Origin of the sequence: Streptomyces olivochromogenes (genome assembly GCF_021538895.1) — a bacterium.
Lineage (GTDB): Bacteria > Actinomycetota > Actinomycetes > Streptomycetales > Streptomycetaceae > Streptomyces > Streptomyces olivochromogenes_A.
The window spans coordinates 1-23,794 of record NZ_JADDRL010000136.1; the positions used below are offsets into that span (position 1 = coordinate 1).

Sequence of the window (23,794 nt, forward strand, 5' to 3'; positions counted from 1 at the left end):
GCCCGGATCCGGCGGCCGGTCGGGCCCCCGGCAGTCCGGTACGGCGCCTGCTAGGCCGCCTGACCTCCGCGGACCGCCGGGTCCTGCGGATGTATCTGCTCACGCGCCTGGGCCTGTGGCTCGTCGCCTACTGCAGCGCATGGCTGAACCCCGCCGGAGCCGACGGCAAGTCACCCGCGTCGTGGCTGTCGCGCTGGCAGCAGTGGGACTGGGAGCACTACCGGCACATAGCCGAGTACGGATACGTCGCCCCGTTTCCCGGCATCCACCCCTCCTCCGACAACCGCGTCGCCTTCTTCCCCGGCTTTCCCCTGACCTTGCGCGCCGTCCACGCGGTCATCGCCGACTGGACCGTGGCCGGCCTGCTCATCTCCTTCGTGAGCGGTGCGGTGGCCGTGGTCGCCCTGGCCCGGATCGCCGGACTGGGCCGCGCGGACGGCGACCCGGCGGGCCGGCGGGCCGTCGCCTTCCTGCTGCTCTCGCCCGCGGCGGTCTTCCTCGCCGCCGGATACACCGAGTCGCTGTTCCTCTCGTTCGCGCTGCCCGCCTGGCTCGCGGCGAGGAACCGCGACTGGCCGCTCGCCGGCCTCCTCGCCGCCGCGGCCACGAGCGTCCGGGTCAGCGGTCTCTTCCTGGCCGCCGCGATCACGGTCGAGTTCGTGTCGGCGTATCGGGAGGAGCGGCGAAAGGGCTTGGCGGTCGGCCGGTTCGGCGGGGAGGCGGGCCGGCGGCTCGGTCGCGAGGTGGTCGCGCCGCGTGCCCTGCTCTGGTGTGCCCTGCCCGCGCTGCCCGCCGCCGCGTACACCCTCTACCTGCACGCGGTGACCGGCGACTGGATGGCCTGGAAGCATGCCCAGGAGCGGGGCTGGTACCGGGACTTCCACACACCCGCCGAGGCGTTCCGGCACACCTGGGAGAACGCCTTCGGCCATCGGCAGAGCACCGGGTACGCCGTGGAGTTCCAGTGGGAACTGGCCGCCATGGCGGTCGGAGTCGTACTCCTGGCCGTACTCCTGGTTCACCGGCGCTGGGCCGAGGCCGTGTACATCGCGCTCAACCTGTGGGCCCTGGGCACCTCGTACTGGTACCTGTCCATCCCCCGCGCCACCCTCCTGTGGTGGCCGTTGTGGACCGGCCTGGCGCACTGGAGCCTGCGGCGTGGCTGGGTGAAGGAGGCGTACTTCGGGGTGGTGGCTCCGCTGGCGGTCGTCCTCGCCCTGACCTTCACTTCGGGCCGCTGGACCGGCTGAGGCCGCGGCACGCGGAGCCTCGGGCGCCGGTCATCGGCGGGAGGGAACTCTCCCTGTTGCGGGCGAGCCCGACGGTGGCAGGGTCGATGGTGGCGACCGTACGCATGCCGCTCGGGGCCGTCGCCGAGCGGCCACCGCCAGAGGAGAGAAGCACCATGGAACTCCTGCAGCGGCCCCCGACCATCAAACTGCCGACCGACTGGTGCACCGGCGACGCCTTCGCCGATGTCGTCCACCGGGGCGAGGACCCCTCCCGTCTGCGGGCGAACATGGTTCGTTTCGCGCCCGGGGCCCGTACCGCCTGGCACTCCCACGGCCTGGGGCAGACCCTCTGCATCGTCGAGGGCGTCGCCCTGATCCAGTCGCGTGGCGGCGAGATCCTGGAGGCCCACCCGGGCGACGTCGTCCACACCCCGCCGGGCGAAGAGCACTGGCACGGCGCGGCTCCCGACCGGTTCATGGTCCACCTGGGCCTCTGGGAGACCGACGACGTCGAGTGGCTTGAGCACGTCACGGAGGCCGAGTATGCGGGCCCGCGCGTCAGCTCCCGTACCCGGCCCTGAGCTGCCCGGGACGCCTGAGCCGCCGCCAGCCGGAAGTTCGTAGACCCGATCCAATCCTCCCATCGTTCGTTATAGTGAACGTAAGGTTCACTGAATGCTTCATGGGAGATCCGGCATGCAGGTCAACGCGTACTACGAGGACACCTACGAGGAACAGGCGGACACCCGGGTGATCGCCGTGGGAGAGCGGGACGGCGCGCCCTGGGTGGCCCTGGAGCACTGTCTGTTCCATCCGCAGGGCGGGGGCCAGCCCGCCGACCGGGGCTGGGTGGACGACCACGAGATCGTTCCGGTACGGGATCACGAGACCGGGCTGATCGTCGCGCGGGCGGCCGGGGACGACCCGCTGCCCGCCTTCGGACAGGGCCAGCGGGTCAAGGCGCGCATCGACCTGACAACGCGCACGGCACACGCCGCGCTGCACACGGCCGGGCATCTGGTCGAGGCGGCCGGGCGGGCCCAGGGCTGGGTGCTGGCCGCGAACAACCACTTCCCCGGCCAGGCCCGGATCGAGTTCACCGCGCCGACACCGGATGCCCGGCTGGACACGCCCGAAGGCCGGGAGGCGGCCACCGAGGCGCTCCGCGGGGCGATCGCCGAGGCCATCGAGCGGGACCTGCCGGTGACCGCGGAGTACGACGCCGAAGGCCTCCGCATCATCCGGCTGGGCGACCTGCACTCCGCGCCCTGCGGCGGCACCCACGTACGCGGCCTCGGCGATCTCGACGAGGTCGTGCTGCCGACGCTGAAGGTCAAGAGGGGCCGGATCCGGGTCTCCTACAGCGCCGCCCACCGGGAGCGGTGATGGCGGGCAGTCCGGGCGAGCGCCGGCCGGCCAGCAGTACCGCGGTCGCGGTCGGGGCGCAGATCCGCCGCCGCCGGGAGCAACGCGGCATGAGCAGCGCCGAACTGGCCCGCCGGGCCGGGCTGAGCAAGGCGACGCTCTCGCACCTGGAGGCCGGCCGGGGCAATCCGACCATCGAGACCCTGGACGCGCTCGCGGTCGCGCTGCGCATCCCGCTGACCGACCTCCTGGCCCGTGACACCGACCCGGGACCGGTGTTCGTGGCCGGCACCGAGTTGCCCGACGGCGAGGTGGGCCGGGAACTGCTGCGCCGGATCAGCAGCGGCAACAGCCTGGAGATCTGGCGCCTGCGCATGCCCCCGCACACCCAGCTGGACGGCGTCCCGCACGCGACCGGCACCATCGAGCACCTGCTCGTCGCCTCCGGCCGGCTCACCGCCGGGCCCACCGACGACCCGACGGACCTCAGCGGGGGCGACCTGCTCGCCTTCGCCGGAGACGCCCCGCACCACTACCGCACCGGCGCCGACCCGGCCGACGTCACCGTGGTCATCGCCTCACCCATCATCAGCTGAACCGCCCAGAGCAGCTGAGCCGCCCACAGCCCGCCGCTGCCTTACGCGGCGGCGCACCCCTTCCCGTGTCGTTCGGTGGTGGCCAGAGCCGTCCGGCCCGCGATCGAGAAGTTCAGGGCGAGACCGTTGTCCGCGGCGCGTGCCGACGTCAGTGTCACGCCGCGGGGCAGGCCGGAGACGGCGACGGTCCGCGGCTTGAGCTCGTCCTTCAGGCCGGAGGCGGCCGGCAGGGCGGTCAGGTCGTCGACGGCGACGCTGCGTCCGAGGACCGTCACGGTCGTCGGCGTGACGGTGACCTTGTCGGCGTGCGCGGACACCGTGGCCCGGACCGTGACCGGCAGGCCCAGTTGCCCGACGGTTCCGGCGAGGACGAGGTCGCCGCCTTGGCCGCTGGGGGTCAGTCCGTCGCCGAGCGCGCCCAATCCGTGGTTGAGCTGGTCGTATCCGATGGTGGCTGTCGCGGTGCCGCCGCCGCTGGCACCGTCGGTCGTGACGTCCTTCAGGGACACGTCGATGTCCATCAGGACGTCCTCGTGCCGGACCCGCTGGGCCTTGACCGTGACGTCGCCGACGTCACCGCCGAGGGCGCGCAGTCCGGCGAGCGGGGTGGTGAGGTCGGCCCGCACCGGCCCCTCCGGCTTCAGCCGGCACGACGCCACGTCGGCGACCCGCTGTTCGGCCTGGTGCTCGACCACCAGATCGGTCGCGCAGACGACGGCGACGGCCAGGGCCGCGGTGCCCGCGACAAGGACGACGATCTTCCTACGACGGTTCAAGGTGACGTACTCCCAATCGATCGGGTCGGCGTGGTGCTCCGGGCGGACGGTCAGGCGTGCAGGCGCGGCAGGACTCGGTCGAGGCGGCGGGGCATCCACCAGTTCGCCCGCCCCATCAGGAACATGGCGGACGGCACCAGGATCAGACGGACCACCGTGGCATCGAGGATCACGCTGATCGCCAGCCCCAGGGCGAGCATCTTCACGACAACGGTGGGCGAGGCGGTGAAGGAAAGGAACACCGCGGTCATGATGAAGGCCGCGCCGGAGATCACGCGGGCCGTGGTCGACAGGCCCTCGCCGACCGCGAGCCGGTTGTCCGCCGTGCGCTGCCACGCCTCGGCGATCCGGGAGAGCAGGAAGATCTCGTAGTCCATGGAGAGCCCGAAGACGATCGCGAACATCATCATCGGGACGTACGACTCGATGGGCACCGGCTCGGACAGGCCCAGCAGCCAGTCGCCCCAGCCCCACTGGAAGACCGCGACGAGGACGCCGTAGGACGCGGCGGTCGTGAAGAGGTTGAGGACGACGGCCTTGAGCGGGATCACCACGCTGCGGAAGACGGCCATGAGCAGGAGGAAGGCGAGGACCAGGACGATGCCGATGACGATCGGCAGCCGCTCGCCGAGGGTGTCGCGGAAGTCGGCCTGGCCCGCCACGCTGCCGGTGAGGTAGGCATGGGCGCCGGTGCCGTGGAGGGCGTCCGGCAGGGTCTGTCCGGACAGGGTGTCGAGCAGCGTGCCGGTGGCGGCGTCCTGCGGACCGGTGGTCGGGGTCACGGTGGTGACGAGGATCCTGCCGTCGCCGCTGGGCGTGAGGTCGGTGAAGGACGCCACCCCGGGTGTCTTCTTCAGGGCCCGGGTGACGTCGTCGGCGACGCGGTCGGCCGAGGCGTCGGCGTCGCGGACGTCCACGACCGTGACGACCTGGCCGTTCGCGCCCGGTCCGAAGCCGCGGCCGGGCGCGTGCGCGATCCAGTCGTAGGCGGTACGGGTGCTGCTGCCGGGCCGGTCCGCGCCCGCGTCGACGTGTCCGAGCCGCATCGACAGCAGCGGCGCGGCGCACACGGCGAGGACGGCGAGGCCGACGGCCAGGAAGGGCCACGGCCGTCGGGCGACCAGCTCCGCGTAGCGGTGCCAGCCGTCGCGCTCGCCCGCGCTCTCGGCGACCGGGCGGCGCAGCCGCAGCCGGTCGATGCGCCGGCCGACCAGGCCCAGGGCCGCCGGCACCAGGGTGAGGGCGGCGGCAGCGGTGACGACGACGGCAAGGGTCGCCGCGAGGCCGAGCTTGCCGAGGAAGCTCAGCCCGCAGGCGTAGAGGCTGAGCATCGCGACGGCGACGGTCACGGCGGCGACGAGGACGGCACGTCCGCTGGTGCGCGCGGTGCGGGCGGCGGCCTCGACCGGGTCGCGTCCGTCGATCAGGTCCTGCCGGAAGCGGGTGGTCAGGAACAGGGCGTAGTCGATGCCCACGCCCAGTCCGATCATGGTGGCCAGGGTGGTGGCGGACGTCGCGAAGGAGACGGTCGCGGCGACGATGCCGACGATGCCCAGGCCGACTCCGACGCTGATCAGCGCGGTGACCAGGGGCAGCAGGGCGGCGAGGACGCTGCCGAAGGCGAGCAGCAGGATCACGAGGGCGGTGGCGACGCCGACGAGTTCGCTGAGCTTGTCGTTGGCGGGTGCGCGGACGACCTGTTCGAGGTCGCCGCCGTACGCGACACCGATCCCGGCCGCGCGGGCCGGCTCCGTCGCCGTGTCGAGCCGCTCGGTGTAGGCGTGGCCGAGGTCTTTGAGCTGCTGGTCGAAGGCGACGGTGGTGTAGGCCGTGCTTCCGTCACCGCTGGTCACCGGCGCGGAGACCGAGGTGACGTGCGGGAGGTCGCGCAGGTCGGCCAGCGTCCGGTCGACCGCGGAGCGATGGTCGGCCACGGTGCCGGAGCCGGTGTGGAAGACGACCTTGCCGTTCGGCCGGCCGGCGTCGGGCATCGACGTGGCGAGGAGGTCGGCGCCGGTGTGGGAGGCGGTGCCGGGAAGTGTGACCTGGTCGCTGAAGGTGGGCCCGGCTATGTGGCGTCCGGCCAGGGCGGCGGCCAGGACGAGCAGCCACAGGGCGATCACCGTCACCGGACGCCGGGCGCAGAAGCCTCCCAGGCGGCCGAGCCGGGACCGGGCGGCGGGATCCGGGGCGGTCGGCGGGTGCCGGTCGGCGTGCGGTTCGGCCGCTTCGAGCGACTGCTGCTGGGGTCGGGGCACGGCGGTCTCCCAAGGAAAGTGTCACGAGTGACACGAACTCTAGAGACAAAGTGGCACGCATGACAATTGGCACCATGGACACGTTTGCATTGCGGCGGCGAGCTGGGGCGACGGCCGACGGAGGCGCCTCCACGGATCTGGCACGGGTGCCGTTTGACAGCCCGGACAGCGTGCCGGAGGCTTCCTGACATGCCGAGTGAGATCGCCCCGGTGGGACTGCGCGAACGCAAGAAGGAGGAGACGCGGCGCCTGCTGCTCGAAGGAGGCGCGCGCCTGTTCAAGGAGCGTGGCTTCGAGGCCACCACCGTCGCGGACATCGCCGCGTACGCGAACGTCTCCGTGCGGACCTTCTTCCGCTACTTCGACAGCAAGGAAGCGCTGTTGCTGCCGGACGGCGTCGAGCTGTTCGCCTACGTCGAGCACGCCCTGGCCGAACGCCCCCCGGACGAGGAACCCCTGGACGCGGTGTGCAACGCCCTGCTGGCGGCGGCCAAGCCGTTCTCCGCGTCCACGCTGACGGCGCTCGGCCATCCGCTGGAGGACATCCAGAACGTCGTCACGGCCCGCCTCGTACAGGCCTTCTCGGACTTCGAGGAGCGGCTGACCACCCTGGTCCAGCGCCGTCTGCCGCCGGACACGCCCGACGCCGACCTGAAGGCGGCCGTGATCGCGTGCGCCGCCCTGTCGGCCGTACGGGCGGTGCTGCGCACCCGGCGGGCCCGCCGCGCGTCGGGCATCGACGACACGGGCCCGGCGCCCCTGCCGCGCGCCTTCGACATCCTGCGCGAACTGGGCACCACCCAGCGGCCCTGACCCGGTGTCAAGTCGCGTGCGTCCGGCAGTACCAGCGTCGGCGGCAGCGCTTCGTGGAGCGTCCACGCGCCGAGCAGGCCGCCCGCGGACATCGCGCCGACCGTAGTCGGGCTTCGGCTCAGCGGTGAACTCCTTTTTGGGCGGGCCTGTCAGGCGCGCTCCTGGGGCGGATGGAGCCGCACGTGGACGCCCACCGCCGCGACGAGCACGACGGCGCATGCCGTGAACACCAGACCGGCGTCGCGCACCCCGAGCGCCTCCGTCAGGGCGCCCACGCCGACGACCGGCAGCGAGATCCCCACGTACGCGACGACGAAGAACGCCGAGATGGTGGCGCCCCGGTGCTCCTGGGGTGCCGCGGAGCCCACCGCAGTCAGGCCCGCGCGGAACGCCATGCCCTGGCCCACGCCGCCGGTCACCGCGCCCACCAGCAGCACCGGAAAGGACGTCAGGAGCAGCGAGGCCGCGATGAGGAGGAGGCCCGCGACGAGCACCAGGCAGCCGAGCGGCAGGGCTCTGCGCGCGCCGACGCGCCCCATGAGCACCTGACCGCAGGTCGAGGCGCCGAACACGCAGAAGACGACGGCACCGATCACCGCCAGATTGCGCTCGCCCAGCGTCTGGGCGAGGAAGGCGGGGGCCACCGCCGTGAACAGGCCGAGCAGGGAGAAGCCCGCGAAGGCGGCGAGGGAACAGGGCGCGAACACGCCGCGCACCTCGGGCGGCACCTTCATGCCCTGCGGCCGCAGCGGAGGCCGGGGACCACAGTGGTGCACGGTCTCGGTCAACAGCCAGGTGACGGCCGTGGCGATCGCCAGCAGCGTCAGGTGCACGATGAAGGGGAGCTTGAGCGGCCAGGGCGCGTACTGGGCGAGCAGGCCGGAGACGAGCGGGCCCAGCCCCAGCCCGCCCATGTTGGCCGCGGTCGCCGCCAGTCCGGCGCGCGCCCGCCGTCCGGGCGGTGCCAGGTCGAGGACCGTCGCGGTGCCCGTGCCGCTCAGCAGCCCGGCCGAGAAGCCCGACAGCACCCGGCCCACGTACAACAGGGGCAGTCCGCCCGCGGTCAGGAAGCACACCGCGCTCAGCGCGGCCAGGGCGAGCGCGCCCAGCAGTACCGGACGCCGGCCCAGCACGTCGGAGAAGCCCCCGGCGATCAGCAGGGCGGTGATGACCCCCACCGCGTAGACGGCGAACACCACCGTCACGATCAGCTCGGAGAACCCGAACTCCTGCCGGTACAGGCCGTACAGCGGCGTGGGCAGCGTGGTCCCCATCATGCCGACCGCGAAGACCCCGGCCGCGGCCTTGTACCCCGGTCGGGAGACCTGCCGACGACGCTCGGTTACACCACTGATCACACCCCACCATAGGCATCGGGCCCTCCGGCGCGAAGCGCCACGGCGGGCAGCGGGACGGGCCCACGGCCGGAGAGCCGCTGGCCGGCCCGGCCCGGATCTTCTCCTGGGGCCCTGCTCCTTGAGGGTGGTTTGCCGTGCGGGAAGGCGATGGTGAAACGGACTCGACTAAACCGTCAGTCTGGGTACTCGGTGCGGGAAGGACCACCCCGCACACCGGGAGGACGTCATGATCATCCTCGGTATCATCCTGCTCGTCGTCGGCTTCGTCACCGGCCTGTCGATCCTGTGGACCATCGGCCTCATCCTGGCCGTGATCGGTGCCATTTTCTGGATCATGGGATCGATGGGACACGCGGTGGCCGGCCACCGCCGCTACTGGTGAACGTGCGCCGACAGACCGAGCTTCGTGAGCCTGTAGTGCACGCGTGGGGGAACCGGCGGCTCGTCGCGGCATGCGACCAGGCCGCCGGTACCCGGCAACCCGCGCCCTCGCCTCGGAGCGCACCGGACCCGCGTGTTCACCGGCCGGACTGATTGATGCCGTCGGTGAGTTGGCCCACCGCGTGGAGTACCCCCTGGCCGAACGTCGTGGGGGCGACCAGCACGCCGAAGACCATGACGATGGCCACGGTCATCATCTCGTCGTTGCGGCTGCGGGCCTCGGTCCGGCGGCGCAGCCGGTAGACGATGACGACCGCCAGCAGCACCGCTACGTTGATGGTCAGCACGAACAGCGCCTCCTCCTGCGCGAACGGCTTCCTCATACATGTAGCCAGCATCCGATCCAGGACCGGCACAGCCGCGCTTGAGTGAGGGCTCCTCGCCTCACTCCGGCACGCGGGATGCGCCGAGTTCCCGGAGCCGCGCGCCGACGTTCTCGGCGTCGGGGTGACCGAGGTCGGTGAGGATGGTGAGCGCGCTCCGCCAGGCGGCCCGGGCGGACCCGTCGTCCCCCGTCGCCCGGTGCACGTCGCCGATCCGGACGAGGGATCCGGCCTCCTCGGCCAGCACGCCCATGTCCTGGTAGAGGGCCAGCGCGTTGCGGTAGCCGTCGAGGGCCCGCGGGTGGTCGCCGAGGTGGTGATGGGCGTAGGCGATGCTGTCCCACGTCGCGGCCTGGGCCACCCGGTCGCCTAGATCCTGGAGTACGGCCAGGGCCTCCAGGCAGTGGCTGAGGGCCTGGCGGTAGTCCCCGAGCGTCGCGTAGGACCAGCCGACCGCGTTGAGGGCGGATGCCTGCGCGGCCTGCCCTCCGACGGCCCGGAGCAGGTCCAGGGCCAACTGGTCGTGCCGGAGCGCACCGTGGAGGTCGCCCCGCTGCTCCGCTTCCCAGCCCAGGCTCCGGTGGACGCTGGCCCGGCCGATGTCGTCCCCCAGCTCGGTGAAGAGCTCCAGGGCGCGGTCGAGATGGGCACCGGACGCGTCGTGCAGGCCCAGCCGGCCTTCCGCCCGGGCCAGTCCGCGCAGGGCGTGGGCCTCCATGACGGTGTCACGCAGCCGCCGGGCGGCGTCGAGCGCGGTGCGCTGGGCGGCCGCCCAGTCGTACCAGTGCCCCTGCCGGTCGAAGAACCGCTCCAGGGACGAAACGAGCAGGCAGGCGAGGCGGTCCGCGCCCGTGCTCGCGGCCGCGTCGACCACGGCGAGCAGGACCGCGTACTGGGCCGTGAGCCAGGTCTGGGCCCGTTCGTCGTCGGCGAGCGGCTCGGGGCGGGTGCCCGCGGGGGCGGGCGGCAACGGCATCCCGTCCGCGTAGGGGGCGATCAGCAGACCGGCGGCGTGTGCCGTGTAGAGGTAGTGCTCGAACAGCCGGTGCACGGCGTCCCGGCGTTCGTCCTCGCCGTGCTGGGTGTGCACGAGTTCGGCGGCGTAGGCGCGGAGCAGGTCGTGGAAGGCGTACCGGCCGGGGAGGTGCTCGTTGATGAGGTGGACGCGGGCGAGCTCGGTCAGCAGCAGTTGCGCCTCCCGGACCGTGAGGCCGGCGAGGGCGGCCGCGGCGGGTGCGGTGATGTCCGGGCCGGGATGCAGTCCGAGCAGTCGGAAGAGCCGGGCGGCTGCGGGGGTGAGGGCTCCGGAGGACCAGGAGAAGACCGCGCCGACGTCGACGGGGGTCTCGGCCCGGGTGAAGGCGTCGAGGCTGCCGTGCGCCTCGCGCAGTTCGGCGGCGATGGCCGACAGCGGGAAGTGCGGGTGGGTGGCCGCGCGGGCGGCGACACACGCGAGGGCCAGCGGCAGCCCGGCGCACAGCGCGGTGATCTCCGTCAGCGCGTCCGGCTCGGCGGCGGCTCGCGCGTGTCCGAGGCGGCGGACGAGGAGTTCCCGTGCCTCGTCGGTGTCGAGCGGACGCAGGTTGAGGGAGTGGGCGCCGTGGGTCGCCACCAGGCCGGAGAGCTGGTTGCGGCTGGTGACGATGGTGAGGCAGCCGGGCGAGCCGGGCAGCAGCGGTCGTACGTGTTCGGTGTCGCGCGCGTTGTCCAGCAGGACGAGTACGCGGCGGCCGGCCAGCACGCTGCGGTAGAGCGCGGCCTGGGCGTCGAGGCCGTGCGGGACGCGCTCCGGTGGCACGCCCAGTGTGTCGAGAAAGCCGCGGACCGCCTCGTCGGGGCTCAGGACCGCGCCCGACGGGTCGAATCCGCGCAGGTTCACGTACAGCTGCCCGTCGGGGTACCGGTCCATGGCCCGGCGGGCCCAGTGCACGGCGAGCGTGGTCTTGCCGACCCCGGCCATGCCGCCGATGGCGCTGATCACGACGGTTTCGGCGGACCGCGCGTCGCCCGACGCCAGCGCGAGCACCTCGTCCAGTTCGGCCCGTCGGCCGGTGAACGTGGCCAGGTCGTGCGGCAGTTGGGCGGGCGCGGGGAGGGGGGCCGCTCCCGGACCGACGTGGCCCGTGACCGCCGTACCTCCGCCGGCGCGCGCTTCGGCCGCGCCGGGGGTGGTCGCCGCAGGTGTCGCCGTGTCGCGCAGCACCGCCTCGTGGGCGCCACGCAGCTCCGGTCCCGGGTCGATGCCCAGCTCGTCGGCGAGCCGCCCCGAGACCGCGCGGTACGTGGTGAGGGCCTCGGCCCGCTGACCGGTGGCGGCCAGTGCGAGCATCAGCCGGGCCAGCAGGGGTTCGTCCAACGGGCTGCCGGCCGCCGCCTCCCGGAGCCGGGACAGGACCGCGTCGGGCAGACCGGCGCGCAGCGCGGCATCCGCCGTCTCCTTCACGGCCGCGAGGTACTCGTCGTCCAGCGCGCCGAACGCCGCGTGTGCGCGCGCTTCCGCGGGGATCCCGGTGGCGGCCGGCCCCTGCCACAGCGAGAGCGCCTCGGTGTGGAGTTCCACGGACCGTGCGGGCTCCCCGTCCGAGGCGGCCCGGCGGGCGTCGGCCCGCAGCGCGCGAAACCGCAGCAGGTCGAGAGAGTCACTGTCGGTGACAAGTCGGTACCCGCCGACGTCGCGCAGCAGCCACTGGCCCGTGGCCCGGTTCGGAAGGCCGGGCTCCAACAGGCGGCGCAGTGACCCGACATGGCGGTGGACCACGTTGACCGCGGTGTCCGGCGGGTCCCAGCCCCACAGCACATCGACGATTTCGCTCACGGCGACCGGTTGACCTGCCCGAATCAACAGCAGGGCCAGCAGTGCGCGTTCCTGCGGACGTCCGAGGTCCAGTTCCGTCCCCGCCCGCCGGACCCGGACCGGCCCGAGCACCGCGAACCGCAACGGCTCAGGCTCCACCTCGTTCCCCCTCAGTTCTTCCGCCCCCACCCCGAACCCTATGCCATGCCGAAGGTGACTCTGGGTTACTGGCGGTCAGGTGCCCTGGGGAGCGGAAGAGGGGGTGGGTTCGGGTCAGGCGGCGGCGCGGGCCACGCGTTCCACGACGGGCCGCCAGTCCTCCATCGTGCCGGTCCGCAGGCCGACCACCTTGCCGGCGTCGTCGGCCTCGCGCAGCGCCACGGCCGCCGAGAACAGGGGGTCGCGGCGGAACTCCTCGACCTCGGCCGGCGTCATGGCGCCGCCCTGGGCTTCCAGGGTGAGCGCGCTCTGCGGAGAGAGCGCGCGGTCGGGGGCCGTGGCGACGAGGTAGCGCTTGGCGGGAACGTGCAGGGCGACCAGGCGGGCGGCGCGCTCCCCGAGCAGCGGCCGGAGGGCTTGAGCCGCGTGGTCCGCGTGGCCGGCGTCGTCCCCCGGGTACAGCAGGTGGCCGAGGTCGTGCACGAGCCCCGCGACCTGGAGTTCGTAGTCCTCGGGGTGCGCGCGCTCCAGGAGTCGTGCCGTCTGCAGTCCGTGGTCGTGCAGATCCACCGGGTCGCCCGTGCGGTCGGGGGTGTCCCAGGCGTCACGGCAGGCGTGCAGGGCCGCCATGAGCGCATCGACGTCGTGCAGTTCCGCGGAATTCATCACGGGTTGAGCCTTTCACTGGGCGAGCGGCTGAAGCGGAACACGGCCCGGTGAACGCCGCATGACGGGAGACCGACGTCGCCGCGCGGGCCCGGCCGGCCGGTCCCCGGGTGCCGCCCGTCGCCGGCCCCCGGGGGTGGGGACAACCCCCCGCTGAGAACGCCGGGCTCCCTCACTGCACAGACACCTGTGCACAGACGACTGTGTACGCATGTCAAAGGGACCTCCCGCACACCAACCCGCAGCGCAGACAGGGGACTTCCCGGCTCCCGTCGAGCTCGGCGACCTGGCCGCGCTGAAGGCGCTGTCCCACCCGCGTCGCCAGCGCGTGCTCCAGCACCTGGCCCTGCACGGACCGGCCACCTCGGCCACGCTCGCCCGCGCGCTCGGGCTGAACACCGGGGCGACCAGCTACCACCTGCGGGAACTGGCCCGGTACGGCTTCGTCGAGGAGACGGACGGGATGCCGCCCGGCCACCGGGAGCGCTGGTGGCGGGCGGTGCCGGGCGACCGGCGCTTTCCGCCGCGCAGCCGGCAGAGTCCCGAGATGCGGCACGTCATGGACGAGTTGAACCACCACGCGTACGCCGCCGATCTCGAACTCTTCGAGCGGCTGCAGCGGGCGGCGGTCGACGGCCCGTGGGCGGACGCCTTCCCCTACTCGCGCGGCAGCATCCGGCTCACGCTCTCCGAACTCGGCGAGTTCTTCGAGGAGTTCATCGCTCTGCTCAACCGCTACAAGCGGCCCGAGTCCGAGACCCCGCCGGACGCGCGCACGTTGCTGACCCGGTTCCTCGCCTTCCCCGCCCCGCAGGTCACGGCCGTCGGCCACGCGGCGGCCGGTCACGAGAACGACCCCGCCCACAACGGAAATGAGGCCGATCCCTCGTGATGCTGCGCTACGCCCTGAAGACCGTCCGCGCCCGCAAGGCAGGCTTCCTCGGAGCCTTTCTGGCTCTGATGTGCGCGGCCGCCCTGATCACCGCCTGCGGCACGCTCCTGGAGACGGGACTGCGCGGCACCATCCGCACCGAGCGCTATGCCGCGACTCCGGTCGTGGTCTCCGCCGACCAGAACGTCCACCGGACCACGGTCAAGCACAAGAAGGGCAAGACCAAGCTCAAGCACAAGGCCAAACCCATCGCCGAGCGCGCCTGGCTGCCGGCCGGCCTCGGACGCACCCTCGCCCGTACGCCCGGCGTCGCCCGGGTCGTCCCCGAACTCACCTTCCTGGCCGAGCCGTTGATTCCCGCGGGCACCGGTGACAGAGCCGCCCACGGGCACTCCTGGGAGTCCGCCGCGCTGACGCCGTACCGGCTCGCCGCCGGCACCGCCCCCAAGGCCGCCACCGATGTCGTCATCGACGACTACCTCGCCGAGCGCGCCCACCTGAAACCCGGCGACCGCCTGACCGTCCAGTCGACCCGGTCACCGCGCGCCTACCGCGTCTGCGGAGTCGCCGCCCCCGCCACGACGGTTCGCCACCAGACGTCGCTCTTCTTCGCCGCCCCCGAGGCCCGGCGCCTGGCCGCCCACCCCGGGCAGGTCACCGCCTTCGGTGTGATCCCCGACGCGGGCACCGACACCGACCGGCTGCGCCACGAGGTCTCCGCGGCGCTGCACGACACCAAGGCCCAGGTCAGTGCCGGAGACGCGCGCGGGCCGGTGGAGTTCCTGGACGCCGCCACCGCGCGCACCAAGCTGATCAGCATGGGCGGCGCGATGGGCGGCACCTCGCTGCTCGTGGCGGTCCTCGTGGTCGTCGGGACCTTCGCGCTCTCCGTGCAGCAGCGCCATCGCGAACTCGCCCTGCTCCGCGCCGTCGCCGCCACCTCGGGGCAGATCCGCAGGCTGCTCGGGCGCGAGGCCCTGATCGTCGGTGCCGCCGCGGGCCTCGCCGGGGCCCCGGTCGGGCTCGCGCTGGGCGGGTGGCTGCACGGCAGGTTCGTCACCCTGGGCGCCGTGCCCGCCACGCTCCAGCAGACGGTGAGTGTCTTTCCGCCGCTCGCCGCCGTCGCCGCGACCCTGATCGGCGCCTGGGCCGCCGCGCGGGTCGCCTCGCGCCGGGTCGCCCGGATCCGCCCGGCCGAGGCGCTCGCCGAGGCCCGTGCCGAGCGCGCCCGCCCCGCCTGGGGCCGCCTCCTCGCCGGTCTGCTGCTGCTCGCCGGCGGCGCCGCCCTCGTCGCCCTGCTCGGCACCCTGCGCACCGAGCCCGCCTCGACGCCCGTGACGTTCCTCGCCGTCGTCGTCATGTCCACGTCCGTCGCCCTGCTCGGGCCGCTGCTGGTCAAGGCGGCCGCGCTGCTCCTCTCCGGCCCGCTGGTCCTGGCCGGCCACGGCGGCAGGCTCGCCACCGCCAACGTGCGCGGCAACGCGGTCCGTATGGCCTCCGTCGTCACTCCCCTCACCCTGCTCATCGGCATGACCTGCACGGTGCTGTTCGCGCAGCCCACCCTCGAAGGCGCGGCCCGCGCCCAGGCCCGCGAGGGCGTCCGGGCCGACTGGGTCGTCGCCGCCCGGGGACCGGGCGTCCCGGCCGCGGCGGCACACCGGCTGCGGTCAGGCCATGACGTCGTCACCGAAGTGGTGCGTACGACCGTCCGGGTCGGCCTCGACAAGTACGCGGCCCAGGGCGTCACCCCGGCCGGCCTCGCCCGCACCTGGGACCCGGACGTCACCGCCGGCTCCCTCGGCCGGCTCACCGAGCACACCGTCGCCGTCAGCGAACTGGCCGCCGACCAGCACGACCTGCGGCCCGGAAGCACCCTGAAGCTCACGCTCGGCGACGGCACGCCCGTCACGCTCACGGTCGCCGCCGTCTATGCCGAGGGCCTCGGTTTCGGGGACCTCACCTTCGCGCACGACCTGGTCGCACGCCACGTGGACAACCCGCTCGCCTCGACCGTCCTGGTCGGCACGGACCGTACGCGGGCAGCTCTCGCGTCCGCGCTGCGCGAGTTCCCGGGGCTCACCGTCCTGTCGCCGGCCGCCGCCGATTCGCTCCAGGCGCAGAGCCGGCAGAACAACGCCGAGGTCAACCTGCTCGCCATGGGGCTCGTGCCGGCCTTCACGGCCATCGCCGTCGTCAACACGCTCGCCATGTCGGTCTCCGAGCGCGTCCGGGAGTTCGCGCTGCTGCGGCTCGCGGGGGCCACCCGCCGCCAGGTGCTGCGGATGCTGCGCATCGAGGCCCTGTCGGTCCTGCTGCTCGCCGCCGCCCTCGGCAGCGGCATCGCCGGGGCCGTGCTGACCACGTTCAGCATCGGCATGACGGGCCGGCCCGCACCGGCCGTCGCACCGCTGGTGTACGCCACGGTGGTCGCCGTCGCCGGGCTCCTCACGCTCGTCGCGACCGCCCTGCCCGGACGCGTGGCCCTCCGGGTCCGAGCGGTGACCGTGGCGACCGCCAAGGAGTGAGGGACTCCCGCGGCGGGGAGGGCGGCCGCCTCTGACATGCACGCCCTCCGCCACGGTCCGACAATGGCTACAGGCGTGGCGCGAAGACAGCGACGCAAGGCGGCGGGCCGGTCCCGAGGGCGCGGGCTCCGCCGCCCACGCGGCACGCCGGTGTGTCGCGGCCGGAGGGCGTGCATGATCCGCGAAGTGACTCGGACGGCTGTGCTGCGCCGGGCGGTCCAGACCACCGTCGCCGCGAGCGCCGGGTTCTACCTGTGTCTCTACGGTCTCGACCAGCCGGTGGCGGCGCTGTACTCGCTGTTCGCCGCGATCGCGCTGGGACCGCTGTCGCCCTTCGCCGGAACCGGCCGGCAGCGGGCGGCGGTGGTGCTCCGCGCGCTGCCCTTCGGTCTGGTGCTGGTCGCCATCGGCACGGTGCTGGCCGCGAGCACCTGGGCGGCCGTCGCCGGCATGCTGGTCCTCGGCTTCCTGCTGGGCTTCGCCCCCGTCGGCGGCCCGCGCAGCGCGGGGGTCGCGCCGGGCCTTCAACTGTTCTACATCCTCGCCTGCTTCCCGCCGTACGCCCCGCAGACACTGCCCGCCCGGCTCGCCGGGGCGGCTCTGGGCGCCCTGTTGCTGGCCGCCGCCGACGCGTTCCTCTTCCCCGAGGCGCCCGCCCCCAGTTATCGCGCGCGGTTGGCGGACGCCCTCGAAACGGCCGCGGAGGCCGTGACCGGCCATGTGCCCAGGGAACGTCTACGCGAACAGGGAGCGCGGCTGCGGCTGTCGAAGGTGCCGCAGAGCGACCGCCCCACGGGCCCGGGACGCGAGGACCGGGCGCTGGCCCAGGCCGGCTCGGCCACCCGCCGCCTCCTGGAGGGACTCACCGACCTGCCGCCGCCGGCGGACCGGGCGGCGCCGGACAGCTCCGCCTGCGCAGCCCTGCTCGCCCGTATCGCCGAGCTGTGCGCGTCCGCCGCCACGGCCCTGCGGTCCGGCGGGAAGGCCCCGTCGGCCGCGCCCCTGGAGGCGGCGGCGGAGCACATCCAGGCGGAGCGCATCCGCCTGACCACGCCGCCCCGGCGGCCGGACATCGCCGTACTGCGACAGCAGTCCGCCGCCCTGGATCTCGCCACCGCGGCCTGGGTCACCGTCATCGCGCTCGGCATCGCCGAACGCCGGGCGCCCAGACCGCCTGCCGCGGGGGACGTCTTCTGGTACGCGACCCTCCCCGCGCCCGAGCTGTGGGCGCGCCGCATCGAGGCCAACCTCACCCGGCGGTCCGTGTGGTTCCAGAACGCCGTGCGCGTGGCACTCGGTCTCGCGGTGGCCCGCCTCGTGGCCGGCACGCTCGACCTCGCCCACGGGTTCTGGGTCCTGCTGGCCGTGCTCACCCTGGGACGGACCACCGTGGGGGCGACCTGGGGGGCGGTCCGGCAGGCGGTGATCGGGAATCTGGCGGGCGCCGTGGCGGCCGGTGCCCTGCTGCTGACCCTGGGGCAGCGTTCGGAGGTCTACGCGGCGCTGCTCGTGCCGGCCATGCTGCTGGCGTTCCTGCTGGGGCCGCTGCTGGGGATCGCCTACGCGCAGGGCCTGTTCACCTGCCTGGTGGCCCTCGTGTTCGCCCAGGTCTCGCCGGTGAACTGGCAGTTGTCCGCGGTACGCCTCCTCGACGTCGTCACCGGCAGTGTCATCGGTCTGCTGTGCGGGCTGCTGGCCTGGCCGGCCGGCGGTCACCGGGAGATCCGCCGCACGATGGCGGACCTGCTGCGGGAGTGCGGTGCCCTGCTCCCGCCCACCGCCGACCTGCTGACGGACCCCGCCCCGCCGCGCTCGTCCCTGCCGACGCTGCCGTTGCTGCACCGGCTGCGGCTGGCCGAGGCCGCTTACGCGCAGTACCGCAACGAGCCCCGCGCGGACCAGGAACACGCGCCGGCCGACTGGCACGCGGTGCTCATCGTCGCCCACCAGGTGCTCATGGGCACCCATCGGTTGCAGCGCTTCGACCTCCGCATGTGCGAATGCGGGCTCGCTGAGCCCGTCCTGGTCGACCTCGACGACTGGCTGACCGGCATCGACCGGCAGCTCGAACGGATCGCCGCGTCGGTCACGACGCGTCCCGGCTGACCCCCTGCGGCCGCCGCCGCGGCGCCGGGGCGGCCGGGCGTGCGCGCACCCAGCCGAGGAGGATCACCGAGCACACCGCCGCGAAGGCGCACCAGGTCGAGATGAACTCCAGGCGCCACAGGGCCCAGCAGACCAGGGCCCCGACGGCGACCACGATCCCCAGCGCCACCAGTCGTCGGTCACCGGCGAGCAGCAACGAGCCGACCGTGGCCAGCAGATAGCCCGCGACGAGCAGTGCGGGATGGGAGAGGTCGAGCACGTAGCCGACGGTGTGACCGCGGATCTCGGCCGTCACCGGGCCGACGGCCACGGCGTACGCCAGGATCACGGCCGTCACGACTCCGATCGCGAGGGGGACGGTGAGCCGCTGACGGGCCTCGGGCGGGGCGGCACACAGCACGCCCACCGACACCCACAACGGCAGCAGGGGCAACGCGATGACGGCCCAGACGACGGTGGCCGGTCCGCCGCCCCCGCCCGCGTCCCAGACCGCCGACTCGACCAGCTGGTGGGCGCCGAGCAGCAACGGCAGGGCGGCGAGCGGGAGATCCCGTACGCTGCGCACCCGCGCCACACAGGCCACCCCGACGGCCGCGACACCGGCGCCCGCCACGAGATCGGCTGTCGCACTCCAGCACATCACGCCACCATCGGGTCCGTCGTCGTGTGCATCCGCCCGTGCCGCGGGTCACGGTACGTCCTCGGTCCGCCGACGGACAGAGTGCCACGTCGGCCGCCCCGCCGTGGCACGAAGGGGCGGTGCCGCGTACGGCACCGCCCCTTCGCACAACAGGACCCCCGGCGTTCGGCGGTGGCCGAGGATGATTGGCTGGCCCCGGCCATTACGCCACAGCCCGACGGGGCCGACCCGCAGGAGGAGTCCGCAGCCATGAGCAACCCCTACACGTACGAGTACAAGGTCGTCACCTTCCGGGAGTCGCTGATCGGCGACGCGCTGGACAGCGACAAGCTGGAGAAGGTCCTGAACAAGCACGCCGGGGACGGCTGGGCGCTCAAGGCCATCACCTCCGCCGACGTCAAGGGCCGGATAGGCCCCGGCGCCGTCGAGGGACTGCTGCTGACCTTCGAGCGCCCGCGCCACTGACGTCCGACGGCTTCCGGCCCGCACGCCCCCGCCCGGGCCGCCCACCACTGGTCGTGGGCGGCCGGCGCGGGGGTGCGTCAGTCGAGCCGGGAGACCTGGTAGTGGCTGATGAGCCAGCCCTCCTCCGTACGCCGCACCAGCACGCTCAGGTTGACGCTGAGGGTGGGCCGGTCGGTGAACGAGAAGTCGACGGCGAGGTAGCCGAGCACCAGGTCGTCGGCGGGTGTTCTGGTCTCCAGGATGCGGTACTCGGCCGTCAGCCCGAGCGGCTGGGAGTCGTAGTAGGCGGCGACGCCCGGCCGTCCGACGCTGTAGGGGTGCAGCCCCTGGAAGATCGCGTCCTCGGTGAACTGGGCCGCGACCTCCTGTGGTTCGTGGCGGCCGACGGCGTCCTGCCACCGGTCGAGGACGCCCCGGAGGATCGCCTCCGTGGCCGTGCCGCTGTTCGTGGTCATCGGGTTCCTCCTGCTGCGCGTCGCGGAAAGGGGTGTGCCACGGGTCAGTGGCCGGCGCTCATGCCGCCGTCGACGTGGAGGATCTCGCCGGTGACGAACGGGGCGTTCTCCAGGTAGACGACCGCGTCCACGATGTCGCTCGTCTCGCCCAGCCGGCCGACCGGCTGCAGGGTCGCCAGCACCTCATGGGTCTCCTCCGGGTGCATGGGGGTCCGGATGGTGCCCGGCGCGACGGCGTTGACGCGGATGCCCCGCGTGGCGTACTCGATGGCCAGGGACTTGGTGGCGGACTGCAGGCCGCCCTTGGTCAACGAGGCCAGCACGGACGGGACTCGGGCGTCGGCGTTGTCGACCAGGCTCGTGGTGATGCTCACGATGTGGCCGCCGCCCTGGGCGAGCATCCGCTCCACGGCCAGCTGGGTGATGCGGAAGAAGCCGGTGAGGTTCACCCCGGTCACGGTCGCGTAGTCGTCCTGGGTGTAGTCGGTGAACGGCTTGGCGACGAAGATGCCCGCGTTGTTGACCAGGGTGTCGATCCGGCCGAACCGGTCGAGGGCCGCGGCGACGACCCGCTCGGCGGTGGCCGGGTCGGCGATGTCCCCCTGGACGGTGAGGACGTCCGCGTCGTGCGAGGGGGCGATGGTGCGCGAGGTGGCGACGACCGCGTATCCGAGCTTGCGGTAGGCCTCGACGATGCCGGCACCGAGGCCCTGCGAGGCTCCGGTGACGAGGGCGACCTTCTGGCTCTGCGTGTTCATGAAGACCTTCTCCGGGATGGGTGGGGAGGGGAGGGACCGACCGGCCGGTTACTAGCCGACCGGTCGACTATTTGAAAGGTAGGAGTCCGCCCTGGCCGAGTCAAAGGCCGACATGGCTTGAGCCGGGACCGGCTTCCTCGCAGCTGATAGGCACAGACTCGCTGCGCAGGTCAGCGACTCGCGGCACGACTGGCAGCACGACTCGGCCGATCAGCCCCGGTGCGGGTCGCTCTCGGGCACCCAGGCGTCCGCGCCGCGGATGCCGAAGTCTCGGTCCTCGCCGGCCAGAGCGTCGACGACGGACAGGACCGCGGTACGGACCTCACCGCGGCGCCACACCAGGGACCAGGTCCAGTAGACCTCCGGCGCGACGACCGGGCGCTGGACCAGATCCGGTGGCAGGGGGGTGGTCTGACCCTTGGGCGAGTTGATGACCGGGCGGGGGCTGCGGCGGACGTGGTCGAAGAACCCGGGTCCGGTGATGCCTCCGTCGGAGATGCGTACCGCGCGGGCTCCGGTCTCCCGGGCGAGCTCCTCGGCGTAGACGTTCCAGGACGACCAGGAGGTGGTGTCGTCGTCGAGGAGGACGTCGGTGTCCGCGGCGGGCACGTCCGCGGTGCTGTCGCCGGTGGTGACGGCGTAGAGCCGGTCGGCGCCGATGAGGCGGGCGTGCAGGCCGAGCCGCTCCAGGTCGTCGGTGCGCACCCAGCACACCGCGAGGTCCAGGCTGCCGCCCGCGACCCGGCCGGCCTGGGCGTGCGAGGGAGCGACCCAGGCGTCGACAATGATCTGGGCCACCGCGGCGGTACGGGCGGCCAGGTCCGGCGGGAGCCAGTTGACGTAGCCGAGCCGCACCGGTTCCGATCCGGACAGCCGGCGGGCGCGGTGCCGGAGGTCGTCGGCGCGCTCCAGCAGGGCGCGGGTGTGCGGGAGCAGCGCGGACCCGGCCGGCGTGAGGGACACCGAGCGCCGGTCCCGATCGAAGAGGCGCACCCCGAGGTCGCGTTCGAGGGCCTTGATCTGCTGGGACAGGGAGGGGCCCGCGATCAGCAGGCGCTGGGCGGCCCGGCCGAAGTTCAGCTCCTCGGCGACCGCGACGAAGTACCGCAACTGGCGCAGTTCCACGCTCGTCATGCTACGTCGGTGGGAGGCTGCGCCTACCAGCATGGAGGACGCCGGTCGTGGCGTCCGTCCGGCCGCTGGGCGGACGATGAGGAGGTAACAGCCGTGGCGCTCCGGTCCTCGTCGAGCGCCCGTCGAGCGGAGCGGGATCATGCGAGAGTTCCTGGTCGAGATCGTCACCACCATCCCCGAGGGCACCCCTCAGGACGAGGTCGACCGGCGGCGCGCCGCGGAGGCCGTCCGGGCCAGGGAGCTGGCCGCCACCGGACACCTCGCGCGGCTGTGGCGCCCGGTGGGCGAGCTGCGCAGCATCGGTATCTGGCGGGCCGCCGACGAGGAGGAGCTACGGGAGAAGGTGCTCGGCTCGCTGCCGCTGCGCCCGTGGATGAGCCCCACCGTCACACCGCTCGAATCCCACCCCAACGACCCGGGACGCGCCGACACTTCGGGCTGACGGCGTAGGCCCGCTGCCCGTGCGCCGCCGCCGGACGGCGGCCACGGCGGTGAGCCGTGCCCACTCCCGCTCCCCTGCCTCCTCCCCTTCCCCTTCCGGGAACCCGCCGGATCTTCCAAGGACTTGCCCATGACCGTGCGACTCGCGCGCCCTTCCTCGGCCGGGGAAGGCGGTGCGTTCCCCTCGCCCTGGGGCCACGTCCTGCGGGCCGCCGCCGCACTCGCCGCGGGCATGGGCGTCGGCCGGTTCGTGTACACGCCGATCCTGCCCCTGATGCACACCGGGGCCGGGCTGTCCGCGGCCGACGGCGCGAACCTGGCCACGGCCAACTACGCCGGATACCTCCTCGGCGCGCTGGCCGGCATCCTGGCCCCCGCGCTGGTCCGTTCGCCCGCACTGTTGCGCGCCGGCCTGGTCGTGCTGACCGGCACCCTGGCCGGCATGCCCGCCACGCACAGCACGATCGTGTGGATCGCGCTGCGGCTGCTCGCCGGGCTGGCCAGCGCCCTCGTCTACGTCGGCGCGGTCGGCTCCCTCCACTGCCACCTGCGCGAGCACCCCGCCCACCTGTCGACAGATCCTCGGCCCCCTGGCCGTCACGCCGCTGCTCCACCACGGCTACCACCAGGCACTGCTCCTGGCCGCCGCCGTGGTGCTCGCGGCGGCCGCGGCAGCCGCCGTGCTGCGGGTCGGTTTCGCGCGGACGATCTCGGGCACGCGGGCCGCTTCACGGGCGCACACGAGCGTCACCGGCGTGACCCGGGAGGCGTCGACGCCTACCGCTTCCTGACCCCGGCCGTCGGCTCCCCCGCCGCCGGGGCTCCCAGCAGCGCCAGGCAGTTCTCCCACAGCGGGCCCAACCTGCGTGTGTCGTTGTACAGCTTGGCGAACAGCACCTGTCCCTCCAGCTGGGCCACCACCGACCGCGCGGCCTCGCGGGTCTCGGCCACGGCGACCTCCCCGCGCGCGACGGCCTCGACGATGACCGCTTCGACCAGGTCGACCTGGGCGTCGAAGATCTCCTGGAGCCGCGCCCGGATGGCCTCGGTCTGATTGCTCAGCTCCAGCGTGAGGTTTCCGAACAGGCAGCCCGAGACCGTGCCGCAGCTCTGCTGCCCGGCACGCTGGCCCGCCTCCGTCTCCTCGAAGAGCAGGCGCAACCGGTCCAACGGATCCTGTTCGCCGGTGAGAACACGCGCCCAGGCCCGCTCCTGCTCGGCCCAGTGCTCGTCGAGGACGGCCAGGGCGAGTGCTTCCTTGGACGGGAAGAAGTAGTAGAAGCTGCCCTTGGGCACGCCGGCCGTCGTACAGATCTCCGCCACGCCCAGCGCTGAGTAGCCACGCAGCTCGATGAGCGACTGCGCGGCGCTGAGGATCTTCTCCCTGGCATCACTGGTGCGGCCCATACAGCGAGTGTACGACCGGTCGACTACTCATTACTAGACCGGTCGGCTAGCAATCTTTGTTTCGCGGTGGCAAATACGCCATGAGGTCATCCTAGACCCCAACTCTCTTCCCTCAATGCTTACTTCACCTCTTGACGGAAGTGGTCCATACCTTTAGGTTCACGGGTCAACCACACACCGTGCACCGCAC

22 protein-coding genes and 1 pseudogene are annotated in these 23,794 nt (G+C 73.2%); 12 read left to right on the forward strand and 11 right to left on the reverse strand.

The annotated features are described in order from the left end of the window. The 4 genes from IPZ69_RS40300 to IPZ69_RS40315 all read left to right on the forward strand — a co-directional run. Positions 1-1,250, forward strand: a 1,250-nt coding sequence (locus IPZ69_RS40300; RefSeq protein ID WP_374295516.1) for a mannosyltransferase family protein, incomplete at its 5' end; no start/stop codon positions are given. A gap of 155 nt (positions 1,251-1,405) precedes the next feature. Next, positions 1,406-1,813, forward strand: a complete 408-nt coding sequence (locus IPZ69_RS40305) for a (R)-mandelonitrile lyase (protein WP_235459715.1) — start codon at positions 1,406-1,408, stop codon at positions 1,811-1,813. Positions 1,814-1,928: 115 nt separating this feature from the next. Next, positions 1,929-2,618: a metal-dependent hydrolase gene (locus IPZ69_RS40310; RefSeq protein ID WP_235459716.1), complete on the forward strand. Its 690-nt coding sequence runs from the start codon at positions 1,929-1,931 to the stop codon at positions 2,616-2,618. Then, positions 2,618-3,193 carry a helix-turn-helix domain-containing protein gene (locus IPZ69_RS40315; protein ID WP_235459717.1) on the forward strand — a complete coding sequence of 192 codons (576 nt, stop codon included), beginning with the start codon at positions 2,618-2,620 and terminating at the stop codon, positions 3,191-3,193. The genes IPZ69_RS40310 and IPZ69_RS40315 overlap by 1 nt, the downstream gene beginning before the upstream one ends. A 41-nt stretch (positions 3,194-3,234) precedes the next feature. Here the strand turns inward: IPZ69_RS40315 and IPZ69_RS40320 are convergent, their stop codons facing one another. After that, complete coding sequence (locus IPZ69_RS40320; RefSeq protein WP_235459718.1) at positions 3,235-3,969, reverse strand: DUF2993 domain-containing protein; 735 nt, start codon at positions 3,967-3,969, stop codon at positions 3,235-3,237. Positions 3,970-4,019: 50 nt separating this feature from the next. After that, the gene (locus tag IPZ69_RS40325) at positions 4,020-6,227 is read right to left on the reverse strand and encodes an MMPL family transporter (RefSeq protein WP_235459719.1); all 2,208 of its coding nucleotides are present in this window, start codon (positions 6,225-6,227) and stop codon (positions 4,020-4,022) included. Positions 6,228-6,416: 189 nt separating this feature from the next. Here IPZ69_RS40325 and IPZ69_RS40330 point away from each other — a divergent pair, with 189 nt between their 5' ends. Next, positions 6,417-7,040 (forward strand): TetR/AcrR family transcriptional regulator, encoded by a 624-nt coding sequence (locus tag IPZ69_RS40330; RefSeq protein WP_235459720.1) that lies wholly within the window; start codon positions 6,417-6,419, stop codon positions 7,038-7,040. Positions 7,041-7,189: 149 nt separating this feature from the next. On the opposite strand, the gene IPZ69_RS40335 is transcribed toward IPZ69_RS40330, so the two are convergent. After that, the gene (locus IPZ69_RS40335; RefSeq protein WP_445330185.1) at positions 7,190-8,395 is read right to left on the reverse strand and encodes an MFS transporter; all 1,206 of its coding nucleotides are present in this window, start codon (positions 8,393-8,395) and stop codon (positions 7,190-7,192) included. A gap of 229 nt (positions 8,396-8,624) precedes the next feature. On the opposite strand from IPZ69_RS40335, the gene IPZ69_RS40340 reads away from it, so the two are divergent. Then, the gene (locus IPZ69_RS40340; RefSeq protein ID WP_235459721.1) at positions 8,625-8,780 is read left to right on the forward strand and encodes a DUF6131 family protein; all 156 of its coding nucleotides are present in this window, start codon (positions 8,625-8,627) and stop codon (positions 8,778-8,780) included. A 136-nt stretch (positions 8,781-8,916) separates the two neighbouring features. On the opposite strand, the gene IPZ69_RS40345 is transcribed toward IPZ69_RS40340, so the two are convergent. From IPZ69_RS40345 to IPZ69_RS40355, 3 genes are all read right to left on the reverse strand, one after another. Beyond that, complete coding sequence (locus tag IPZ69_RS40345; RefSeq protein WP_235459722.1) at positions 8,917-9,162, reverse strand: hypothetical protein; 246 nt, start codon at positions 9,160-9,162, stop codon at positions 8,917-8,919. Positions 9,163-9,223: 61 nt separating this feature from the next. After that, complete coding sequence (locus tag IPZ69_RS40350; RefSeq protein ID WP_235459723.1) at positions 9,224-12,115, reverse strand: AfsR/SARP family transcriptional regulator; 2,892 nt, start codon at positions 12,113-12,115, stop codon at positions 9,224-9,226. 114 nt (positions 12,116-12,229) lie between these two features. Beyond that, the gene (locus IPZ69_RS40355) at positions 12,230-12,781 is read right to left on the reverse strand and encodes an HD domain-containing protein (protein ID WP_235459735.1); all 552 of its coding nucleotides are present in this window, start codon (positions 12,779-12,781) and stop codon (positions 12,230-12,232) included. Between the two features lie 211 nt (positions 12,782-12,992). Between IPZ69_RS40355 and IPZ69_RS40360 the strand changes: the two genes are divergently transcribed. The 3 genes from IPZ69_RS40360 to IPZ69_RS40370 all read left to right on the forward strand — a co-directional run bounded on the left by IPZ69_RS40360 (position 12,993) and on the right by IPZ69_RS40370 (position 18,304). Then, a complete protein-coding gene (locus IPZ69_RS40360) occupies positions 12,993-13,673 on the forward strand; it encodes an ArsR/SmtB family transcription factor (RefSeq protein WP_235459724.1) in 681 nt (226 codons plus the stop codon). Then, a complete protein-coding gene (locus IPZ69_RS40365; RefSeq protein WP_235459725.1) occupies positions 13,670-16,198 on the forward strand; it encodes an ABC transporter permease in 2,529 nt (842 codons plus the stop codon). Before IPZ69_RS40360 ends, IPZ69_RS40365 begins: the two co-directional genes overlap by 4 nt. A 186-nt stretch (positions 16,199-16,384) precedes the next feature. After that, positions 16,385-18,304, forward strand: a complete 1,920-nt coding sequence (locus tag IPZ69_RS40370; protein WP_235459726.1) for an FUSC family protein — start codon at positions 16,385-16,387, stop codon at positions 18,302-18,304. Here IPZ69_RS40370 and IPZ69_RS40375 read toward each other — a convergent pair. Next, positions 18,285-18,944, reverse strand: coding sequence for a DUF6629 family protein (locus IPZ69_RS40375; RefSeq protein ID WP_235459727.1), 660 nt, complete (start codon positions 18,942-18,944; stop codon positions 18,285-18,287). The genes IPZ69_RS40370 and IPZ69_RS40375 overlap by 20 nt on opposite strands. Before the next feature lie 249 nt (positions 18,945-19,193). On the opposite strand from IPZ69_RS40375, the gene IPZ69_RS40380 reads away from it, so the two are divergent. Continuing rightward, the gene (locus tag IPZ69_RS40380) at positions 19,194-19,409 is read left to right on the forward strand and encodes a DUF4177 domain-containing protein (RefSeq protein ID WP_235459728.1); all 216 of its coding nucleotides are present in this window, start codon (positions 19,194-19,196) and stop codon (positions 19,407-19,409) included. A gap of 77 nt (positions 19,410-19,486) precedes the next feature. Here IPZ69_RS40380 and IPZ69_RS40385 read toward each other — a convergent pair whose 3' ends face one another. The 3 genes from IPZ69_RS40385 to IPZ69_RS40395 all read right to left on the reverse strand — a co-directional run bounded on the left by IPZ69_RS40385 (position 19,487) and on the right by IPZ69_RS40395 (position 21,756). Further along, entirely contained in the window at positions 19,487-19,864 is a 378-nt protein-coding gene (locus IPZ69_RS40385; protein WP_235459729.1) for a YybH family protein, read from the reverse strand. Between the two features lie 44 nt (positions 19,865-19,908). After that, a complete protein-coding gene (locus IPZ69_RS40390; RefSeq protein WP_235459730.1) occupies positions 19,909-20,622 on the reverse strand; it encodes an SDR family NAD(P)-dependent oxidoreductase in 714 nt (237 codons plus the stop codon). A gap of 210 nt (positions 20,623-20,832) precedes the next feature. Next, the gene (locus IPZ69_RS40395; protein ID WP_268835649.1) at positions 20,833-21,756 is read right to left on the reverse strand and encodes a LysR family transcriptional regulator; all 924 of its coding nucleotides are present in this window, start codon (positions 21,754-21,756) and stop codon (positions 20,833-20,835) included. A gap of 139 nt (positions 21,757-21,895) precedes the next feature. Between IPZ69_RS40395 and IPZ69_RS40400 the strand changes: the two genes are divergently transcribed. Together IPZ69_RS40400 and IPZ69_RS40405 are read left to right on the forward strand one after the other, a co-directional pair. Continuing rightward, positions 21,896-22,198 carry a muconolactone Delta-isomerase family protein gene (locus IPZ69_RS40400; protein WP_235459731.1) on the forward strand — a complete coding sequence of 101 codons (303 nt, stop codon included), beginning with the start codon at positions 21,896-21,898 and terminating at the stop codon, positions 22,196-22,198. A 231-nt stretch (positions 22,199-22,429) separates the two neighbouring features. Then, a pseudogene (locus tag IPZ69_RS40405) lies at positions 22,430-22,768 on the forward strand (YbfB/YjiJ family MFS transporter); the annotation flags it as partial. A gap of 206 nt (positions 22,769-22,974) precedes the next feature. Here the strand turns inward: IPZ69_RS40405 and IPZ69_RS40410 are convergent. Continuing rightward, positions 22,975-23,604, reverse strand: a complete 630-nt coding sequence (locus tag IPZ69_RS40410) for a TetR/AcrR family transcriptional regulator (RefSeq protein WP_235459732.1) — start codon at positions 23,602-23,604, stop codon at positions 22,975-22,977. Positions 23,605-23,794: the final 190 nt, after the last annotated feature.

What these genes read in the sequence shown, in the direction of transcription:
- IPZ69_RS40305 (WP_235459715.1), top strand. Translation starts at nt 1,406, where the DNA reads ATGGAACTCCTGCAGCGGCCCCCGACCATCAAACTGCCGACCGACTGG.
- IPZ69_RS40310 (WP_235459716.1), top strand. Translation starts at nt 1,929, where the DNA reads ATGCAGGTCAACGCGTACTACGAGGACACCTACGAGGAACAGGCGGAC.
- IPZ69_RS40315 (WP_235459717.1), top strand. Translation starts at nt 2,618, where the DNA reads ATGGCGGGCAGTCCGGGCGAGCGCCGGCCGGCCAGCAGTACCGCGGTC.
- IPZ69_RS40330 (WP_235459720.1), top strand. Translation starts at nt 6,417, where the DNA reads ATGCCGAGTGAGATCGCCCCGGTGGGACTGCGCGAACGCAAGAAGGAG.
- IPZ69_RS40340 (WP_235459721.1), top strand. Translation starts at nt 8,625, where the DNA reads ATGATCATCCTCGGTATCATCCTGCTCGTCGTCGGCTTCGTCACCGGC.
- IPZ69_RS40345 (WP_235459722.1), bottom strand. Translation starts at nt 9,162, where the DNA reads ATGAGGAAGCCGTTCGCGCAGGAGGAGGCGCTGTTCGTGCTGACCATC.
- IPZ69_RS40355 (WP_235459735.1), bottom strand. Translation starts at nt 12,781, where the DNA reads ATGAATTCCGCGGAACTGCACGACGTCGATGCGCTCATGGCGGCCCTG.
- IPZ69_RS40360 (WP_235459724.1), top strand. Translation starts at nt 12,993, where the DNA reads ATGTCAAAGGGACCTCCCGCACACCAACCCGCAGCGCAGACAGGGGAC.
- IPZ69_RS40375 (WP_235459727.1), bottom strand. Translation starts at nt 18,944, where the DNA reads ATGTGCTGGAGTGCGACAGCCGATCTCGTGGCGGGCGCCGGTGTCGCG.
- IPZ69_RS40380 (WP_235459728.1), top strand. Translation starts at nt 19,194, where the DNA reads ATGAGCAACCCCTACACGTACGAGTACAAGGTCGTCACCTTCCGGGAG.
- IPZ69_RS40385 (WP_235459729.1), bottom strand. Translation starts at nt 19,864, where the DNA reads ATGACCACGAACAGCGGCACGGCCACGGAGGCGATCCTCCGGGGCGTC.
- IPZ69_RS40390 (WP_235459730.1), bottom strand. Translation starts at nt 20,622, where the DNA reads ATGAACACGCAGAGCCAGAAGGTCGCCCTCGTCACCGGAGCCTCGCAG.
- IPZ69_RS40395 (WP_268835649.1), bottom strand. Translation starts at nt 21,756, where the DNA reads ATGACGAGCGTGGAACTGCGCCAGTTGCGGTACTTCGTCGCGGTCGCC.
- IPZ69_RS40400 (WP_235459731.1), top strand. Translation starts at nt 21,896, where the DNA reads ATGCGAGAGTTCCTGGTCGAGATCGTCACCACCATCCCCGAGGGCACC.
- IPZ69_RS40410 (WP_235459732.1), bottom strand. Translation starts at nt 23,604, where the DNA reads ATGGGCCGCACCAGTGATGCCAGGGAGAAGATCCTCAGCGCCGCGCAG.